The organism is Rhodococcus sp. IEGM 1366 (genome assembly GCF_033142425.1).
GTDB lineage: Bacteria > Actinomycetota > Actinomycetes > Mycobacteriales > Mycobacteriaceae > Rhodococcus_F > Rhodococcus_F globerula.
Genome location: NZ_JAWLRZ010000003.1, coordinates 13,472 through 31,894, shown reverse-complemented (window position 1 = coordinate 31,894; position 18,423 = coordinate 13,472). Strand labels below are relative to the sequence as shown.

Annotated in this window: 11 protein-coding genes; 7 read left to right on the top strand and 4 right to left on the bottom strand. The window is 61.0% G+C overall.

Going from position 1 to position 18,423, the window contains the following annotated elements; genetic code table 11:
* The first annotated feature begins 238 nt into the window (after window positions 1–238).
* The gene (locus R4P64_RS09845) at window positions 239–2,884 is read left to right on the top strand and encodes a helix-turn-helix transcriptional regulator (protein WP_317540690.1); all 2,646 of its coding nucleotides are present in this window, start codon (window positions 239–241) and stop codon (window positions 2,882–2,884) included.
* Here R4P64_RS09845 and R4P64_RS09840 read toward each other — a convergent pair.
* Complete coding sequence (locus tag R4P64_RS09840) at window positions 2,876–3,631, bottom strand: MerR family transcriptional regulator (protein ID WP_317540691.1); 756 nt, start codon at window positions 3,629–3,631, stop codon at window positions 2,876–2,878. The genes R4P64_RS09845 and R4P64_RS09840 overlap by 9 nt on opposite strands.
* A gap of 267 nt (window positions 3,632–3,898) precedes the next feature.
* Here R4P64_RS09840 and R4P64_RS09835 point away from each other — a divergent pair, with 267 nt between their 5' ends.
* The 3 genes from R4P64_RS09835 (at window position 3,899) to R4P64_RS09825 (ending at window position 8,843) form a co-directional block, all read left to right on the top strand.
* The gene (locus R4P64_RS09835; protein ID WP_287160532.1) at window positions 3,899–7,354 is read left to right on the top strand and encodes an indolepyruvate ferredoxin oxidoreductase family protein; all 3,456 of its coding nucleotides are present in this window, start codon (window positions 3,899–3,901) and stop codon (window positions 7,352–7,354) included.
* Window positions 7,355–7,470: 116 nt separating this feature from the next.
* Window positions 7,471–8,274 carry a MerR family transcriptional regulator gene (locus R4P64_RS09830; protein WP_317820586.1) on the top strand — a complete coding sequence of 268 codons (804 nt, stop codon included), beginning with the start codon at window positions 7,471–7,473 and terminating at the stop codon, window positions 8,272–8,274.
* A complete protein-coding gene (locus R4P64_RS09825; protein ID WP_317820585.1) occupies window positions 8,271–8,843 on the top strand; it encodes a hypothetical protein in 573 nt (190 codons plus the stop codon). The genes R4P64_RS09830 and R4P64_RS09825 overlap by 4 nt, the downstream gene beginning before the upstream one ends.
* 11 nt (window positions 8,844–8,854) lie before the next feature.
* On the opposite strand, the gene R4P64_RS09820 is transcribed toward R4P64_RS09825, so the two are convergent.
* Window positions 8,855–10,495: an amidohydrolase gene (locus R4P64_RS09820; RefSeq protein WP_317820583.1), complete on the bottom strand. Its 1,641-nt coding sequence runs from the start codon at window positions 10,493–10,495 to the stop codon at window positions 8,855–8,857.
* Between the two features lie 258 nt (window positions 10,496–10,753).
* Here R4P64_RS09820 and R4P64_RS09815 point away from each other — a divergent pair, with 258 nt between their 5' ends.
* The 3 genes from R4P64_RS09815 to R4P64_RS09805 all read left to right on the top strand — a co-directional run bounded on the left by R4P64_RS09815 (window position 10,754) and on the right by R4P64_RS09805 (window position 14,839).
* Window positions 10,754–11,365 carry a TMEM175 family protein gene (locus R4P64_RS09815; RefSeq protein WP_317540695.1) on the top strand — a complete coding sequence of 204 codons (612 nt, stop codon included), beginning with the start codon at window positions 10,754–10,756 and terminating at the stop codon, window positions 11,363–11,365.
* A gap of 10 nt (window positions 11,366–11,375) precedes the next feature.
* On the top strand, window positions 11,376–12,200 hold the full coding sequence (locus tag R4P64_RS09810; RefSeq protein ID WP_317820580.1) for a transglutaminase-like domain-containing protein: 825 nt from the start codon (window positions 11,376–11,378) through the stop codon (window positions 12,198–12,200).
* A gap of 212 nt (window positions 12,201–12,412) precedes the next feature.
* Complete coding sequence (locus R4P64_RS09805; protein ID WP_317820578.1) at window positions 12,413–14,839, top strand: ATP-dependent Clp protease ATP-binding subunit; 2,427 nt, start codon at window positions 12,413–12,415, stop codon at window positions 14,837–14,839.
* Here R4P64_RS09805 and R4P64_RS09800 read toward each other — a convergent pair.
* Both R4P64_RS09800 and R4P64_RS09795 read right to left on the bottom strand, forming a co-directional pair.
* The gene (locus tag R4P64_RS09800) at window positions 14,832–16,781 is read right to left on the bottom strand and encodes an FAD/NAD(P)-binding protein (RefSeq protein ID WP_317820576.1); all 1,950 of its coding nucleotides are present in this window, start codon (window positions 16,779–16,781) and stop codon (window positions 14,832–14,834) included. The genes R4P64_RS09805 and R4P64_RS09800 overlap by 8 nt on opposite strands.
* Window positions 16,782–16,961: 180 nt before the next feature.
* Window positions 16,962–18,383, bottom strand: coding sequence for a short-chain fatty acyl-CoA regulator family protein (locus tag R4P64_RS09795; protein WP_317820575.1), 1,422 nt, complete (start codon window positions 18,381–18,383; stop codon window positions 16,962–16,964).
* Window positions 18,384–18,423 lie beyond the last annotated feature (40 nt).

Here is an 18,423-nt window from a genome sequence, read left to right as displayed (position 1 = left end):
ACGCGGGGGATGTTATGTGAAATAGGCCAGGTCAGGGGCGCTTTCCGGAAAATAGCAGAGATAAGTGATCGGCGCCACAAAGTGAGACAAAGCGGGCATGAAGTGGAGACGCTTCGCATTCACACTGCGGTGGACATGGGCCTATGGTCGATACTATGCGCGGATCTGTGTGGAATTTCTGCTCGGGCCGGGGGTTTGCCTCCCGGTTTCGGGGCGTGCCCGCAGTAGGGCTCGCGTAGTGCCCGGATCGAAGTCGGATCCGATCGACCGCAAGCCCAGAAGTCGTGTCTCCGTGCGCCGCAGGCTGCTGGGGGCCGCGTCGTCGACGCCCCGTGCTCGACTCGTCAAGCTGATGCAATCGCCGTCGGGATTGACTGTTCTCGACGCTCCCCGCGGGTTTGGTAAAACCGCACTCGCCGGATTGTGGTTGTCGGCCCCGGCTCCATTGCCGAATCGGCCGGTGGTGTGGGTGCCTGCGCCTGATGCGCCCACAAATCACATCGACTACTGGGACAAGGCACTGACCGTCATTCAGGATTCCTGCGAGGCAGTTCCGAGGCTCGCGGATAATCACGCGCACCCCGAACGCGAGATGCGCGAGTATCTTGCGGCATCGACTGTGCCGTTCGTGGTGGTGTTCAACCGGGTGGATCTGATCGAGGGGCATGGCCTCGGTGAGCGGCTCACTGCCCTGATCGACGACGTGCCGGGATTGAAAATAATTGTCACACTGCAAGATCGAGCATCCGTGGAGGTCCTGGACAACGTCCGCATCGAGGAGAGCCTGACCGTAGACGATTTGCGATACACACCGGACGAAGCAGTGGCACTGTTTTCCGGAGCCGGTATTGCCGTGCCTGCCGATGTTGTTCACTCGATCTGCGGGCGGTTGGCGGGTGTACCCGCGCTGATGAAGGTGGCTGTGGATGTCGTGAGCGGGCTTCCGGAGCGCTCCCGTAGCCGCGAGATAATTATGCAGCGCATCGATCTGGCGCTCTACGGCTACACAAAGCGCCAGGTGCCTCCGAAGGCTGCGCGTACCGAGTTGTCGAATTTCACGCTTCGAATCGCTGCGGCGCGGACTGTTACCGTGGCAACAGCGCAGTTGTTGGTCCCAGGGGTCGACGTTGTCCCGCTGATGAATCGGCTCGAATCGTCCGCCTTGTTGTTCCGCGACCGGCATCGGGAGAATTGGTATTTTCCTCCTGCCGTTCGTGAAGCGCTGATGAGGATCGACGACGAAACCGGCGGTGCTTCCAGGGAGCGGTTGCTCCTACTGTCGCGGTATTGCCTCGACCACGGTGATATCGCCGATGCGGTCCACTACGCAATCGACGCGCAGGACTGGTCGGAGGTTGCTGCCATTCTCAGCCGGCACTGGGCGGATCTCCTGGTAGCGCATTCCGGGTTGCTCCGAAAAGCTATGTGGTCCATGCCGGAAGAGATCATGTCGGCAAGTCGTTCCATGCAGGTCGGGCGCGACATGCTGGAGTTCCGGTTGCGTACACCCTCCATGGATCTCGACACCTACAACACGGAGTCCTCGGAACTTGCGGACGTCGCTGCGATGACCGACGTGCTCGCCCAACTGAACAGCGGAACGGTTCAAGTTATCGTGTTGCGCGCATCGGGAGAGCACGGGCGATCAGCCGACGTCGCACGCACTCTCGTCGATATCGCGGACTATCTGGATGTCGGCCGGATCGACGAGTTCAGAAGTCAGCTACCAGCTCTGCGTCTGATCTGGGGTGTCGCATTTCAACTTGTCGGCAATGTCGACGACGCAGCCACACAATTGGCGATCGCATACCAGGATGCGCTTCACAGCGGTCCACGTTTTGTTGCGCGACATTCAGCCGGCAATGCGGCGCTCAATGAGGTTCTGCGCGGCAGACTTTCGGAGGCGTCGCAATGGCTTCTCGCGGAAGGGGTAGAACCCGACGTCCCCGGGTGGCTGGGACCGCCGTCCCATATCGGTGGCGCAATCGCCCGGCTCTTGATTGCGTTGGATACGTTGGATCTTTCCGCGGCTGCTGCGGCGATCGAGATTCTCGACGGTATCTCGCCGGCTGGCGACGTGTGGGCCTTCGAAGCGTATGCCCGGACGCGGTGGGCATTGGCTCGGCGCGATCCCTTCGCGGGGCTGGTCACGCTTCAACGCGCCGGCGCCGCAAACGAACCGCCCGTCAACTGTGGCGTCTCGAGCGGTGCCGCAATGCTGAGCGCCGCGCGCATCGATTTGCTCCTGGCCGCCGGTGAAGGCGCCAAGGCAATTGGCGAGGCTGCGGTTCTCGGGAACCACTTGCCGATAGTGCAGGTCTCGGCGGCACGTGCCTACTTTCTGACGGGGAACCCTGAGCGAGCCCTGCAACTATGCCGGGCAATCGACTGGAGCGCAGATTTCTATCCCAGGGTGCATACCGAGGCGAAACTGGTAGAAACCGCGGCATATCACAGTTTGGGCGAGTGGTCGGATGCCGGCGATTCCTGGTCCAGGGCTTGTGAATTGGTCGAGCGCACCGGTGCTCTTTCCGCGTTCTCGACAATTCCGCGACGAGTGATCGAGGATCTCGAAATGCGCGCACCATCACGTAGCAGCTCTGTTGTCGCTTTTCTCGAATCCGAAGCGGTAGAGATGTATCCCCCGACAATCGAACGCCTGGTCCTCAGCAGGCGTGAGGCAGAAGTGCTCCGCGGATTGTCGGACGGACTGCCCATCGCCGATATCGCCCGGAAGCTCTTTGTCACCCAGAACACGATGAAAAGTCACATTCGGCGGTTGTACCGAAAGCTCGGTGTCCATTCGCGTGACGAGGCGGTTGCCGCGGCACACCGGCTCTCCTTGCTCGGCGCAGATCCGGTGCGCCAACGGTTCTCACCGTAGGTTGGTCTCCGCGTACACGGTCATCGCGTCGCGGATCAGTTCTGCCGTACCCGGACCGTGGACGTCGTAGTTGGCGCGGAATCGTGGATCGTCGACGTACATCTGTCCCAGTCCGATAAATGCGTCGGCGCTGGGAGTCTTTCCCTGCCAACCGGTTTTGACCCAGGTGAACTGGCGGTGGGTGATGGCCTGGACGGTGTCGGATTCGGGTCCGATCCCGTCTGCTGCGGCTTTGCCGAACGCCGCGGCGATGTCTTTGTGCGCGTTCAGGTGAGACGTCTTCTCCTGCTCGGACATCGAGCGCCACCACTTGTCGCTGCTGGTGTATACGTCGCTACCCCACCGTTCGATCACCTCGTCTTTGTATTGAGCGTGGTCGAAGCCGTCGAACACTTCTTCAGGCATGAGTGGTAGTCCTTTCTCGGTTTTTTTCAATGTTGTTGTCACCGAATCGATCTGGCGACAAATCCGGGCGCGTTCTTGTTCGAGCAGTTCGAGGTGAGTGTGCAGGGCGGTTGTTGTGTCTCGTTCACCGCCCAGAATCTCCGCTATGACCGGCAGTCCTAGGCCGAGTTCACGCAGCAGCAGGATTCGCTGAAGCCGAACCAGTGCTGTGTCGTCGTAGAAGCGGTATCCACCTGCTCCCGTTCGATGGGGTTTCAGTAGTCCCAGGTCGCCGTAGTGGCGCAGCGTTCTGCTGGTGGTTCCCGCAGCTTTGGCAAGCTCTTGGATGGACCATTCGGTCACTGTTTTCCACTCCCTTCCTCTATCGGTGCGCTGTATCCATTGTGTAAGTTGACGTAACGTCAAGGTCAAGGGGAATTTTGCACCTGATTTCCGCGGTCGTCACGAACGCGTCTCCAGCTGACCGATTCGATGAACTAACCAGGGTGATCCAGCTCACTTGATGATCGTATTGAATAGTTCAAGCGCCCTCTGTTGACGCTTTCTCATACCTCGATAACGATCACCTGAACAGAACGAAATGTGCTGAAGACAGGAACGGTGGTCACGATGACTGAACTGGTGTCGGGCGTAGCCCAGACCAAGCCCTATGACCTCGACGATCGGTACCGGTCGGGATCGGGTCCGGTGTTGCTGACCGGTGTTCAGGCAATCGCTCGCGGATTCGTCGAACAGCATGTCCGCGACATCCGCGCAGGCAAGCGGATCGCCACCTTTGTCTCCGGGTACCAGGGCAGTCCCCTCGGCGGAGTGGACAAGATGCTCCACGGGATGCCCAAGGTGCTCGCCGAGCACGACATCACCTTCATACCGGGCTTCAACGAGGAACTTGCGGCCACCGCGGTGTGGGGTAGCCAAACAGACCTTCCTGCAGGAACCGCGACCCACGACGGCGTGACCGGCATCTGGTACGGCAAGGGGCCCGGCGTCGACCGCGCTACCGATACCATCCGCCACGCGAACATGTACGGCGTCAACCCCAGGGGCGGCGTCGTCCTTCTGGTGGGCGACGATCCTGCATCCAAATCGTCGACCGTACCTGCAGTGAGTGAGCGCTCCCTCGCAGCAATGGGCGTGCCGGTTCTGTTCCCCCGCAACGCCGAAGAAATCATCACGATGGGCATGCACGCGGTGGCGCTTTCACGCGCATCCGGTTGTGTTGTGGCCCTGAAGATTGTTGCCGACGTAGCGGACGGCGCGTGGACGGTTGACGGCAGCATCGCCGACTTCGACATCGTGGTGCCCGAGGTGCAGTTCGAGGGCAAGCCATTTGTCTACAAGCAGCGTCAGATGGCGGCGCCGCCGGACAGCGTCATCGCAGAAGCCGACCTGTACGGACCCCGGTGGGATCTGGTTCAGGCCTACGGCGCCGCGAACAATCTTGATGTGATCGAGGTTGATCCGTCAGGTGCCAAGATCGGAATTGCCGCTACCGGAACCACATTCGACTCCGTACGTCAGGCTCTGACAGACCTGGGTGTCGACGACGCAGCCCTGCATCGTGCGGGAATTCGGCTGCTCCGTATCGGTATGCCGTACCCGGTGGTGGGGGAGTCGGTGCGAGAGTTCGCAACCGGACTCGAGCAGATCATCGTGGTCGAGGACAAGACGGCATTCATAGAGGCTCAGATTCGAGAGATCCTCTACGGAATCGATGATGCGCCTCGCATCATCGGTAAGCGCGACGGCCAGGGCCGTCTGCTCATGCCCGCGAGTGGTGAGCTCACCGCAGGCCGGTTGCTCGCCCCGTTGCGCCGCGTACTCAAGCCGCACGTCGAGCTCAAGCGCACCCTCCCGGCTCCGCTGTCACTGAACGTGCTCTCCGCCAAGCGCACCGCGTACTTCTGCAGTGGGTGCCCCCACAACCGTTCCACCGCAATCCCCGAGGGTTCCATCGGCGGCGGCGGAATCGGTTGCCACACACTCGTCACCATGTCCGGCCGTGAGGACAGCGCTGTCACCGGTTTGACGCAGATGGGCGGCGAGGGCAGCCAGTGGATCGGGCAGGCACCGTTCACCGACGTGCCTCACCTGTTCCAGAACATCGGCGACGGCACCTTCTTCCATTCCGGTCAATTGGCTGTTCAGGCGTGCATCGCTGCAGGCGTGAACATCACCTACAAGTTGCTCTACAACGAGGTAGTGGCAATGACCGGTGCGCAGGACGCAGAAGGTGCCCTCTCCGTTGCTCAACTCAGCCACAAGCTGACCACCGAGGGCGTCAAGCAGATCATCATCTGTGCGGACGATCCGGGCCGGCACAGCAAGCGTGCCCTGGCCAAGGGCACCAAACTCTGGCACCGCGATCGTCTCGACGAAGCTCAGAAGGAACTTCGCGAGATCAAGGGCGTCACGGTCCTGATCTACGACCAGCACTGTGCGGCCGACGCGCGGCGTCAGCGCAAGCGTGGCACGTTGCCCACGCGCAACACCCGCGTCGTCATCAACGAAGCGGTGTGCGAAGGCTGCGGCGACTGCGGAGTGAAGTCGAATTGCCTATCGGTTCAGCCGGTGGACACCGAGTACGGTCGCAAGACGAAGATCGACCAGACGTCGTGCAACACCGATTACACCTGCATGGACGGCGATTGCCCTTCGTTCGTGACCGTCGAACTGGTTCCCGGAAAGAAGGCTCCCAAGGCCGCTCGTCCGGTCCCGCCAGTGGTCGCAGATCCTGATCTGGGCCCGCTCACCACAACCCAGAATGTTTTCCTCGCAGGTATCGGCGGCACCGGCATCGTCACCGTCAACCAGGTGCTGGCAACAGCAGCGCTGCGCGCCGGCCTCGAGGTCGAGAGCCTTGACCAGATCGGTCTCAGTCAGAAAGCCGGACCCGTTGTCTCCCACTTGCGTTTCAGTTCCGGAGCGCTCGAGCCGTCCAACCGGCTCACCCCGGGTAGTGCGGATTGCATCGTTGCCTTCGACCTGCTGACCGCGACCGACAACAAGAACCTCGACTACGGCAACCACGAGTCGACCATCTCCATCGCCTCGACGTCGCAGACGCCGACCGGAGACATGGTCTACGACAAGGATGTTCGCTACCCGGAGGAGTCCTCCCTCTTGGCTCGCCTTGACAAGGTCTCGCGGACGCTGCGTTCGTTCGATGCACTTGCCGCGGCCCAGGAGTTGTTCGGTAACACGGCAGCAGCCAACTTCCTGCTCATCGGTGCGGCTTACCAAAGCGGGGGACTTCGTCTTCCGGCTGAGGCCATCGAAGAGGCGATCGGCATCAACGGTGTTGCCGTGGAAGCAAATATCGCCGCATTCCGCTGGGGCCGCGCGGCAATTGCCGACACGATTGCGTTCGAGGCCGTCACGACGCCTGCCAAGTCCGTCCGCACACCGGTCGTCGCACCGGCACACATGTTCGCCGGGACAACCTTGGCTGGTGAAACCCTGCGACTGGTGGAACTGCGTGCTGCGCAGTTGATCGAGTTCCAGTCCGTCAAGGTCGCTGCGCGGTACATCGATCAGGTTCAGGCAGTCTGGACCGCAGAGCGGGCCGCCACCGAACGCACCGACTTCAGTGAAGCGGTCGCCCGTGGCCTGTTCAAGTTCACCGCGTACAAGGACGAGTACGAAGTTGCTCGCATGCTGGTCGATCCCGCCTTCATCGACGAGGTCAAGTCCCAGGTGCCTGCGGGTGAGAACCTGACATACAAGCTGCACCCGCCGATCCTCAAGGTGATGGGTCGTAAGAAGAAGATCGGGTTCGGGCCGAAGTCGCATGTCGCGCTGAAGGTTCTGGCGAAGGGCAAGAAACTCCGCGGCACCAAGCTCGATCCGTTCGGCTACATGCACGTCCGCAAGGTCGAGCGTGAACTGCTCGAACAGTACGAGACCATCGTCGCGGATCTGTCCCGCGCCCTGGGCGCCGAAGGTTACGACCGCGCCGTCGACATCGCGGCTCTCCCGGACATGGTTCGTGGTTACGAGGACGTCAAGCTCGGCAACGTCGAACTGTACAAGGCGCGCCTGCGTGAGTTGGGTGTCAACGGCTAACTCGGTACGAGGGATGACTGTGCCCCAGCGACATTGTCGCTGGGGCACAGTTGTGTTCCAGCGATATTGCCAATGAATCTTGACCTTGACGCAACGTCATGGTTGACACTGTGTTCATGCGAATAGGACAGCTAGCGGAGGCCGCTCAGACCACACCGAGGACTGTGCGGCACTACCATCGGCTCGGATTGCTCGCGGAACCAGTCAGGCGTGCAAACGGTTACCGCGAGTACACGATGGACGACGTCGTACGGCTGGTCCGCATTCGCTGGTTGGCCGAGCGGGGTGTTCCGTTGGGTTCGATAGCGGCGTTGTTCGCCGCAGACACCTCGGGAGAAGGGGTGAGCGATACCGTTGCCGATCTCCGAGCGTTGATCGGGGCAGTGGAAGTCGAACAGGCAAAACTGGCGCGTCGGCATGTCGGACTGACCTCGATGCTCGCGGACGCCGAGAGCGGCCGCACTGTGTCTGCCTTGCCTACGGAAGTCGCGTCAGCTCTGACCGAGGCCGTCGATACCGCGTCGACGCCGGGAGTGCAGCGCGCGCTCGAGCGTGAACGAGATCTTCTCGAGGTGCTGGCAATGACGGGAAGTGCTCCCGAGCAGTTTTTACACTCCTATGCGTCGGTGATCGCGGATGACGAGAAGCGTTCCCACTACCTCGCGTCGCTGTCGGAATGGTCGAGTATCGAAGGGAAGGAGCCGGTTTCGATCGAGAGCGCGATTGAGCAGCTCGCCTGCAGCATCCTGGCCCAATTCGACGAGCAGACAATTGCGGACCTGAGGGCCCAGTCCGACGTCGGGCTAGGCATGCCCGTCTCGCTCGACGATGTTGTTCCGGACCCGGCGCAACGTGAGGTAGTACTGCGGGTTCAGCGCGCGCTCGTGGCGCGAATAGCCGACGAAGGTGAGGGGCGATGACATTCTCGAACACAAAACTTGGGGCGTTGTGGCTCTGGATTCGCGGCCGTGACGCAGTTGTGGAGCAAGGCGCCGTCGTTGTTCGATCCAGCGGTGGATCATTGGTTCTTCCTGTCGCTTTCGGCGTTGCCACCGTCATCGAAATGGCGGTGCTGCACATTCTTGTGCCATGGATGTGGCTCAGTGTGATTCTTGCACTGGCGTCCGTGTGGTCGTTGGTGGTGCTGTTCGGCTACCTGGCTCTGCATCGGGTTCATCCACATTTCGTGACGGACACACGGTTCGTGGTGCGACAATCCGGAACAGTTGTCGCTTCGATCGACCGAGAGTCTATGGCGTCGGCGGCATGTGTGCGTCGATTCGACACAACAACACCGGAGTTAGAAGGCAGTCGGTTGACGTTGCCGAATCTCGACGGAACCAACGTCGATGTGGTTCTGCGACAACCGCTCCACGTCGAACTTCCGGCGTTGATCCCGCGATACCGCCGGAGCGGATTTGTCGACAGGATCAGCCTGTACGTCGACGAACCCGCTGATCTGGTGGGCAATTTGTCGAAGGTGTCGTGAATGTAGTTGGGCTACTGCGGGTTTTGTACGCAGTTGGCGTACCGAACTGACCCGGCAACAACAGTCATCGCGATCTCGGTGGTGAGGAGTGAGTCGACACCTTCTGTGAACGGATCTTGTTTCAATACGACAAAATCGGCAGCTTTGCCCCGAACCAGTTGGCCGGTCACGTTTTCCCACCGGCACGAGTAGGCCGCGTCCCGAGTGGCGTGTGCGAGAGCTTCCGCGAGAGGAAGTGCGTACTGCGGGAGGTTGGGTGGCAGTGACGGGTCGATGGCAGACATACGAGTTGTGGCGATGAACATGTTAGGCAGCGGTGGGTGAGGCGCAGTCGGCGCGTCCGATCCCAAGGCGAGAACCGCACCGGCCTCGGTGAATTCGGGCCACGGGTAGGCACGATTCACACGGTAGTCGCCGAGCATTGCACGCCAGTTTTCTTGAATAGCAGGATCCGCATGAACTGGTTGCATCGAGGCGACCACACCGAGTCGGGCAAGGCGCTCGACGTTGTCTCGGGTGATCGACTCCAGATGTTCCATCCGATGCCGCCGGGGAATATCCCCGTTGGTGGCTATCGCGTATTCGAGTGCCGTCAAACCGATCTCGGACGCCTCGTCGCCGATGGCATGCATGGCGATTTGCAGGCCTGCGGCGTCGGCGGCGGTCACGACAGGTATCAATGACTCCAGGTCCCAGATGGGCTCGGCGTTGGTGCCGTCCGAATACGGCTCTTTCATTGCAGCAGTGCAGCTGTCGATCACACCGTCGATGATGATCTTGATGCCCGCGACGGCGAGCCACGGACCTTGGATGCGATCGTGCAACTCGATGACGTCGTGAACTTGCCTGACATTATCGGCGTCGTTGTCCTCACGCGTCATCAGCCAATGTGCAGCGACCCGCAACGGCAGCGTTCCGTTCCCTGCGTCCAATGCTCTTTCCAGACAAGCTAATTCGTCCGGGCCGAGTGCCATGTCCACTGCGCCGGTTACGCCGTCTTCGAGATAACGGCGGAACGCAAGCGCCAGGGCCGTGTCCCGGTCTTGGTCGGTTGCGAGTTCAGCCAGCTTCGGCCACACGTAGAGCATCACCGCGGTCTCGTACAGCATTCCGGTTGCTTCTCCGGTGCTCGGGTCTCGATCGATGCGACCACCGATCGGGTCGGGCGTGTCGGCATCGATGCCAAGTTCTCGTAGCGCCGCGCTGTTCACCCAGACAGAATGTAGATCGTTGGCATCGAGGTACACCGGACGGTCGGGCACGACGGCGTCGATCATTTCCCGCGTTGGGTGTTGCCCACCGAGTGCCGAGAACAGCCAACTGCGTCCAAGCAGACGAGGTGCATCGGGGTTCGATTCCGAGAAGGTGCGGATGCTGGTCTGGATATCGGCAATACTGGTGGCGTCGAGCAAATCGAGCTTCTGCAGTGAGAATCCCATCATGATCAAATGGGTATGCGCGTCGACAAAACCGGGAAGTACAACGGCGCCTTGGAGATCGACCACTTCGGCGTCAGGGGCAAGGATTTCCGCGAACTCGGACTCTCCCGAGAAAATGAGCTGCTGATCCTTGACGACCAGCGATTCGGCCCAGCCGCCTTCGGCGGCAGTGAAAATCTTCCCGTTGCGGTAGTGAGTGATGCGCTCATTCATGACTTTTCGTGATCCTTACGCGATGACGGCGGTGGTGATAGCGGCGCTGTGGTGACGATACGCACCGTCGGTGCGCGCGGACAGGCGAGATACCAAGGCGAGCGGGACCAGCAGAAGGAAGTTGATGGAGGCGATTCGTCGAGTATGGGGAGCGGCGCGTCGACCACTAAGTCTAGCGAATTTGATTCGTTAAATGTGTGTTTTGCGTGAACTTGGCGTCGCCGGTCTGTTTCTTGTTGTGAGGCATATGCTTCCGCAATGGCTGAGCTTGCCGAACGAACCCGCTACTTCGAGCGCTACGTCACTTTTATCGACGCGATCGTCGCCATCGCGATCACACTGCTCGTACTACCGTTGGTCGAACTAACCACCGACCACCATGGCACCACGTCCGAATTACTGCACGAGAACGCTGCACAGTTCTACTCCTTCGCGCTGAGCTTTCTGGTGATCTTCCGGCTGTGGTGGTCGCAGCATCGGCTGCTTCGTTTTGTGATCGACGCAGACAAGGTGGTTGTGCGCGGATTGGGGCTGTGGGTGCTGACCATCGTGTTCTTGCCCTTCCCGACGGCGTTGGTGGCGGCGCCGTCGCAGGATCTGGGAACCAGGGCTCTCTACATCGGGACGATGGCCGCCAGCGCTGCGTGCCTGGCAGTGGTCGCGTGGGGTCTGGTCCGCAAGCCGTCGTTGAGTGAGGAGGGTGCCAAACCGAATTTCACGGCCGAGATTGTCACTTTCCTGATACTGGTGGTGGCACTGCTCGTCAGTGTGCTCGTTCCGGCGACGTCGTATTTCCCGCTGTTCCTTCTCCTGCTCTCGTCGCCGATCGAGAAGCTGTGGGGTCGAGTACAAACGAGAAACCCCGCTTAGGCTCGCCCTCGTGGAACCAGACCTTGACTACACGATGCCCGGACCGTTAACCGGACTCGACGGGGTGGATGTGCCGTCGCTCGAGCTGCTCGCCGTCGATCCCGTGGACATTTGCCGAGTAGTTCCCTACCTGGTCGTCCAACTCACCGATGCGCAGTCGCTGAATCTGTCCGCGGACAGATTCGACGAAAACCAGATCCGACCGGCAAACGTTCTGTTTCAACGGCTACTCGCACTGGATGCAGCTCCGTTGACCACTGCCCGGGAACCAGGCAAACGGGTCGTCGGAACCTGTCGGCACTTTGCTGTGATGAGTTGTGCGCTGCTGCGTCACCGCGGTATTGCCGCTCGTGTCCGCTGTGGCTTTGCCACTTACTTCCAGCCCGGGCAGGGCGTCGACCATTGGATCACCGAGTATCGGGACGATGACCGCGGACGTTGGATCCGCATCGACTCGGAGATCCTGGGGCAGAACATACTTCCTCACGCACGTGACCTGCAGCCAGGAGAGTTCCTCAGTGGCGGCGAGGCATGGGTTGCGTACCGGCGCGGCGAGATCGACGCATCCCAATTCGGGGTGTACGGAACCGAGAACTGGGGGCCGGCCGAGATCCGTGGCAACGCTGTGAAGGATCTGGCCGCAGTGAACAAGGTCGAAACCCTGCCTTGGGACGAGTGGGGCCGCATGACCGACGCCTACGACGGAAAGACCGGTGCGGAGTACGACCTGCTGCTCGACGAGATCGCCCGAGTCTGTGCTTCCGACGATCCCATCGCCATGCGGGCACTTTACGATCACAAGGATTTGCGGGTACCGGACAGTCTGATTTGTTAGCCATCTCGCTCGAGCCGTCCCGCGCGCTGAATATGCCCACGCGCGGATGATCGAGCGCGCGTCCGCACAATCGCCCTGCGGCGTCGTCGGTCCAGCGGGAATCTCGAGTTTGCTTCCGCTGTTGAAAGAAATCCAAGCCCGCGGGAATTGATCGGCCTCCGAGCACGTTACTTGAGTCAAGAACGCTCAACTTACTATTAGGAGGCTTCGGAATGCCAGCATTCTTCGGGCCCGAGGGTCCCGGTCGCATCGACCTTTCCCGGCTCATGAGCAGGGCCACCCAGCAACTCATGGCTGAGGCTGCTCGCGCAGCGTCTGCTCGCGGTGATTCGGATCTCGATGCACTGCACGTTCTCCGCGTCATGGCGGAGCAGGACCCGGTCCGCACGCTCATGCAGCGCGCCGGGGCCGACCCGAAAGCCGTGGTCGAGGCAATCGACCAGCGGCTCCCACAAGGTCGTGAGCAGGGTGGCTTCACTGCGCCCGTGCTCAGTAGCGCCGTAAAAACAGCACTACTCGAGGCACATCAGTTGGCTCGGGCACTGGGATCGACCTACATCGACCCCGAACACCTCTTCATCGCGTTGGCCGGCGACATGGATCACGTTCCCGGTCGTCTGCTCGCTTCCGCCGGTGTGACACCGGAGAAGCTACAGAACGCCGTTCGGAATCCCAATGCGCCTGCCGAGGAGAGTGACTCCGCGACTCCGATGCTCGACAAGTTCGGGGTGGACCTCACCGATCGCGCCCGAAACGGCGGCGTCGATCCGGTGATCGGCCGCGCCGACGAGATCGAACAGACCATCGAGATTCTCTCGCGTCGCACCAAGAACAACCCTGTTCTGGTGGGCGAAGCCGGTGTCGGTAAGACCGCCATCGTGGAGGGTCTGGCTCAGCGCATCGTCGACGGTGAAGTGCCGGACTCGTTGGTGGGCAAGAGAATTGTCCAGCTCGAACTGTCCAGCATGGTCTCGGGCACTCGGTACCGCGGTGACTTCGAGGAACGCCTCACCAAGGTCATCGACGAGATCACCGCCAACAAGGACGAGCTGATCGTGTTCATCGACGAGATGCACACCATTGCAGGTGCCGGCGGCGGCGCCGAAGGTGCGATGGATGCCGGAAACATCCTCAAGCCCAAGCTCGCTCGCGGTGAATTGCACATCGTCGGTGCCACCACGCTCGACGAATACCGCAAGCACATCGAGAAGGATCCGGCTCTCGAGCGTCGCTTCCAGCCTGTTCAGGTGGGGGAGCCGTCGATCGAGGACGCTATCGCGATCTTGAGTGGCTTGCGTAGTCGCTACGAGGATCACCACAAGGTGCACTACACCGACGAGGCGATCACGGCTGCGGTGGAACTGTCGGCTCGCTACATCGGCGACAGATTCTTGCCGGACAAGGCAATCGACTTGATCGACCAGGCCGGCGCCCGGCTTCGTTTGAAGACGGCCACCGTGGACACCGCCGCTCTGCAGCAACGTCTCGAGCAGCTCGAGAGCGACAAGGAGAAAGCCGTCGCCGACGAATTGTACGAGAAGGCGTCGCAGCTGCGTGACGAGATCAACAATGTCACACAGCGTCTCGAAAAGGCGGGGACCCAGGCTCCCGTCGCCGAGGAAACACCGGACGTGACTGCGGAGCAGATTGCCGAAGTTGTCGCTCGCGCAACGGGTATCCCGGCCAGCCAGATGACTCAGGCCGAGAAGGATCGCCTGCGCCGGCTGGAAGAGGAGCTGCACAGCCGTGTGGTCGGTCAGGACGATGCTGTTCGCGCAATCGCGCGCGCCGTACGTCGTAGCCGCACCGGTATGAGCGACCCGAATCGCCCCGTCGGCAGCTTCCTGTTCCTCGGACCCACCGGTGTCGGTAAGACAGAGCTGGCAAAAGCTCTGGCTGCCACACTCTTCGGTGACGAGAACAAGATGCTTCGCTTCGACATGAGTGAGTTCGGCGAGAGGCACACGGTCAGCAGGTTGGTCGGTGCACCTCCCGGATACGTCGGCTACGGCGAGGCCGGACAGCTCACGGAACAGGTGCGTCGTAACCCGTACTCGGTGATCCTGCTCGACGAGATCGAGAAGGCACACCCGGACGTGTTCAACACCTTGCTCCAAGTGCTCGACGACGGACGTCTGACCGACGGCCAGGGTCGCACGGTGGACTTCAAGAACACCGTCGTGATCATGACCAGCAACCTCGGCTCGGACATCATCTCGAGCAAGTCCGGTGGACTCGGCTTCATCACCGGTGACGCAGAGTCGGCTGAGAAGCCGCTGCGTGATCGTGTGATGGCTCGGCTGCGCGAGTCGATGCGGCCCGAGTTCCTCAACCGTATCGACGAAATCGTGATCTTCCGCAAGCTCGATACCGAGCAACTGCACCGGATCACGGACTTGTTGCTTGAGGACAGCCGTAAGCGACTGCAGTCCAAGGGCATCGAGATCGAGTTCACAGCGGACGCCGTGGACTGGATCGCCGAGCACGGGCACCAGCCCGAGTTCGGGGCCCGGCCGCTGCGCCGCTCGATCCAGCGGGTGGTCGACGACAAGATCGCCGACATGCTGCTCGACGATCTCCTCGAAGAGGGTGGCAGCATCACCGTCGCCGTCGACGAGGGTGAGTTGGTGTTCAGCTAGGGGCAGAGCCCACGTGCGCCTTTCCGGTAGTGAACGCTACCGGGAGGGCGCACAGTCGTGTCGCGCCCAGGATCTCCGCAGCCAACGTGTCGTTGTGGCGAAAGAACCCCGCATTGGTACGCGGACGGGGGAACGCCGCAGACCAGTTGTGGCCGGCGACCCACGGTCCGACCGCAAATCGACGGGGATGGACTGTGTTGTCGGCGTGGCGGACTCGCGACGTCCCGTCCACAGCCAGCTTTGCTGCACTGTCAACGGTGGCCCGTAGTTCAACTGCCTTGCCGCGGCTATGCAGGGAACGTAGTAGTGCGTCGCCGCTTGCACTGATGGAGGCAACGGGCAAGCGCGCTTCGATGAGGGTGCGCGTAGCCACGATGTCGGTATGAGATGCGCTGCGCGCGACAAACAGTCCGTCTCCGGTCGACGGATCTATCTCGGTGGAGAAGACGGTGTCGGGGCCCAGAAACTGCACTACGCCTGCTTCGTTGAGTGCCAGCAGTTGCTCGAGTCGCTCCGGTGGCGGACCACTGGCAATGAAGCTGAAGAAGGAATGCAGCCAGCCCTCGACATCCTTGGCGACCGATTCCGCTGGGATTCGGCCACGGCGCAACAACTCTCCGACGGTCATGTACGACGACAGCAGTGCCGAGAAGACGGCGGCATCGGCGCTGAAATACGGGTCCGATCTGCGCGAGATATCGGCGGCAATGTACTCACCGATCCGTTTCTGAACTGCGTCCAATCCGTCGTAACGCTCGCCGCCGAGTGGACGGTTGAGCTGCTCCAGGTCGATTCGGTCTTCCGCTTTCGGCACGGCGTTCTCGATCAATTCGCCTAGACGCGGCGATCCCCAACTCAGTGAGGCAAATTCGGAGTCGAATTCTTCCCACGTGCCCACGGTCCGTTCCGGATGTGCAGAAAACAGTTCGTAATAGTGCGCGCCCGCCAGTTCCTTCGAGGCCAACGGCCAGATATCTTCGTGGAAGTTCAGTGGGCCGTCGCCAGGCACCAGATCTGCGGTGAAGAACCTCGGTAGCGGCGGCCGAGCGTCTTCAATCGAGTACGAAATCTTGGAGTGGTAGGGAACTCCTCGACGTGATCCCGCGTACAGAAGTGGTTCCCTCCCTGACGGCGAGTACACGAGGTTGCCGTTGTCGGCTCGTACGAAGACACCACCGCGACTCTCCGCGAGGAGCACCATCCAGTCGATGAACGCCAGTCCCAGGCCCGCGATCAGCACCGGCTCACCTTCGGCAATGACGTCGGCGTCGAGGTCTGCGGTGTATCCGGGACCGACGTAGGTCAAGTGGTGTTCGGAGGAGAAGTCCCGCAGTTGAATCTCCCGCGGAGCAGCCAACGCGTCCGGATGGCCCTGAGCCAACAGGACACCTGTTGCTTCGATCACGTCACCGTTGTCCAGATGGACGATTTGCGCACCGTCCGTGTCCTCGATGTCGACCACTGATCGACGATGAATCCGAACGTCGACGTGCAGCGGTGCCGAGTCCACAGCCGACTGGAATACCCAATGCAAGTAGCGGCTTTGCAAGGATCTCGACGCAAACGACGCGGGTGTGACGGTCGGAATCTCGTCGGCAATTTCGGGAAATGAACCAAGTTCTTCAGTGTTCTCGGCGACCCATTCGGCCAGGGTCGGACCTGGCACGATCGGGCCGTCGACGGTTGTCGTGCTGTCGGTGAACATCGTGACATCGGCGGTGGTGGAGTTCATCCACAAGAGGGGGGCTTGGCTGCCACGCCAGATGCGTCCGGCACCTGCTGGATACGGGTCGACCACATGAATCTCGAGCGGCGTCGGGTCTGCGTTCACCGCTTCCTGCGCGAGGATGCGTTCGAGTACTCCGGTGCCTCGAGGACCGCCGCCCACGATCACGATGACTGCGGCATTCCGCACTGACGTGCGGGGTCGGTCGGCGTTCACAAATCCTCCATCGGACCTGGCAGAAAGCACCCACACCTCGAAAAGAGGGGGTTGCTGCGACGTCGGGGAGCCAGGACTCTCGATCGCTCGAAGATGGTTGAGTCCCAGTGTTATCCGTGGAGGGTTGTGTGGCAAGGATTTTCGGACATCGGATCAGCCTGAATCAAACTGTTGTCACGATCACTCCTGCGGATAAGGTAGATGGCTACTGCTGTTTTCGCTCACCGATACCGGTCGGCCCAGCTGAGGAAACGCGCGTTGAGCGCACGACGGTCGGTCGCACACCTTGCATCCTGCTCCGATCGGAACGATCGTGGCCGGGTCGTCCGTCTGGATGCCGCGTGAATAGACCATGCGGTCGGCGTAGGTGATGTCGCAACCAAGTCCGATGGCAAAATTACGCTCGGGGGCAAGATATCCCAACCCGCCGCTGTGAGTTGTGCGCGCAATCCACAGATACGTTCGCCCGTCCGGCATTTTTGCAATCTGGGTCAGGATGCGGCCCGGGCTGGCAAATGCTTCGTGTACCACCCACAGTGGGCAGCTACCGCCTACCCGTGAGAAGTGGAATGCTGTGGCGGACTGACGCTTCGAGATATTTCCAGCGCGGTCGGTGCGGACGAAGAAGAACGGGATACCTCGCTGGCCGTGTCGCTGCAGAGTGGAGAGTCGGTGACAGATCGTCTCGAACCCGACCTCGAATTTCAGACTCAGAAGTTCGATGTCGTAGCGCAGTTTCTCGGCAGAGTTCAGGAAGTGCGTGTAAGGAAGCAGTAGCGCACCGGCAAAATAGTGGGCCAGCCCGACGCGGGCCAGCGCAGCCGACTCTGCGGTCAACGATTCATCTTCTGCCACAATCGAATCAATGAGATCTGCCTGGGTGAAGAAGGCCAATTGCATGGCTATCTGGAAGGCGCGTTGCCCGGCGGAGAGCCGGCGGGCCAGGGTGAGAATCGACTTGTCGGCGTCGTAGAACCGTTTGGGCCCCAACTTGTCCGGCTCATCGGTGCGGATTCGGACCGTAACGCCGTGTTGATCGCGCAACAGCCTGGCCAGCTGAAGATCGAGTGCTCCGATCGACAATGCGTTGTCGACAAACAGTCTTTCCGCGGTGTCGTCGAGGGCTGAGATGTGATTGCGGCGATCGTAGAAGAAGTCGCGGACCTCTTCGTACGGCATGGGCATCAGGGCGGTCTCGGGTACTGCATCACCGGACAATTGTGTCGAGAATTGATCGAGTTGCTCCGTAGCGGCATGCAATCGTCTGTGCAGCATCACCAACGTACGTCCGACGGCCGGCATCCGGGCTACCAACTCGTCCACTTCGGCCAGGGATACCTCACCGGATTCCGATGTCTCGGCGAGAGCTTCGTGGACATCGGCAACCAGACGCGCATCGGAGTCCGACGCGAAGAACTGGACATCGAGGTCGAATTCGGAATTGAGTTTCAACAGAACCGGGACGGTCAGCGGACGTTGATCGTTCTCGAGTTGATTGACGTAACTCGGGGAGAGTCCGAGCACCTTCGCGAGCGCGGACTGTGACAGGTTGCGCTCGTCTCGGAGGCGCCGTAGACGGGCGCCCGCGTACATCTTTTTCATCGAATCTCCTCGGTACTGATGAAAGATCACACTACCGAGG

Bases quoted from the DNA above. Each gene is read 5' to 3' on its own strand.
- R4P64_RS09835 (WP_287160532.1), top strand. From the start codon at position 3,899: ATGACTGAACTGGTGTCGGGCGTAGCCCAGACCAAGCCCTATGACCTC.
- R4P64_RS09830 (WP_317820586.1), top strand. From the start codon at position 7,471: ATGCGAATAGGACAGCTAGCGGAGGCCGCTCAGACCACACCGAGGACT.
- R4P64_RS09825 (WP_317820585.1), top strand. From the start codon at position 8,271: ATGACATTCTCGAACACAAAACTTGGGGCGTTGTGGCTCTGGATTCGC.
- R4P64_RS09820 (WP_317820583.1), bottom strand. From the start codon at position 10,495: ATGAATGAGCGCATCACTCACTACCGCAACGGGAAGATTTTCACTGCC.
- R4P64_RS09815 (WP_317540695.1), top strand. From the start codon at position 10,754: ATGGCTGAGCTTGCCGAACGAACCCGCTACTTCGAGCGCTACGTCACT.
- R4P64_RS09805 (WP_317820578.1), top strand. From the start codon at position 12,413: ATGCCAGCATTCTTCGGGCCCGAGGGTCCCGGTCGCATCGACCTTTCC.
- R4P64_RS09795 (WP_317820575.1), bottom strand. From the start codon at position 18,383: ATGAAAAAGATGTACGCGGGCGCCCGTCTACGGCGCCTCCGAGACGAG.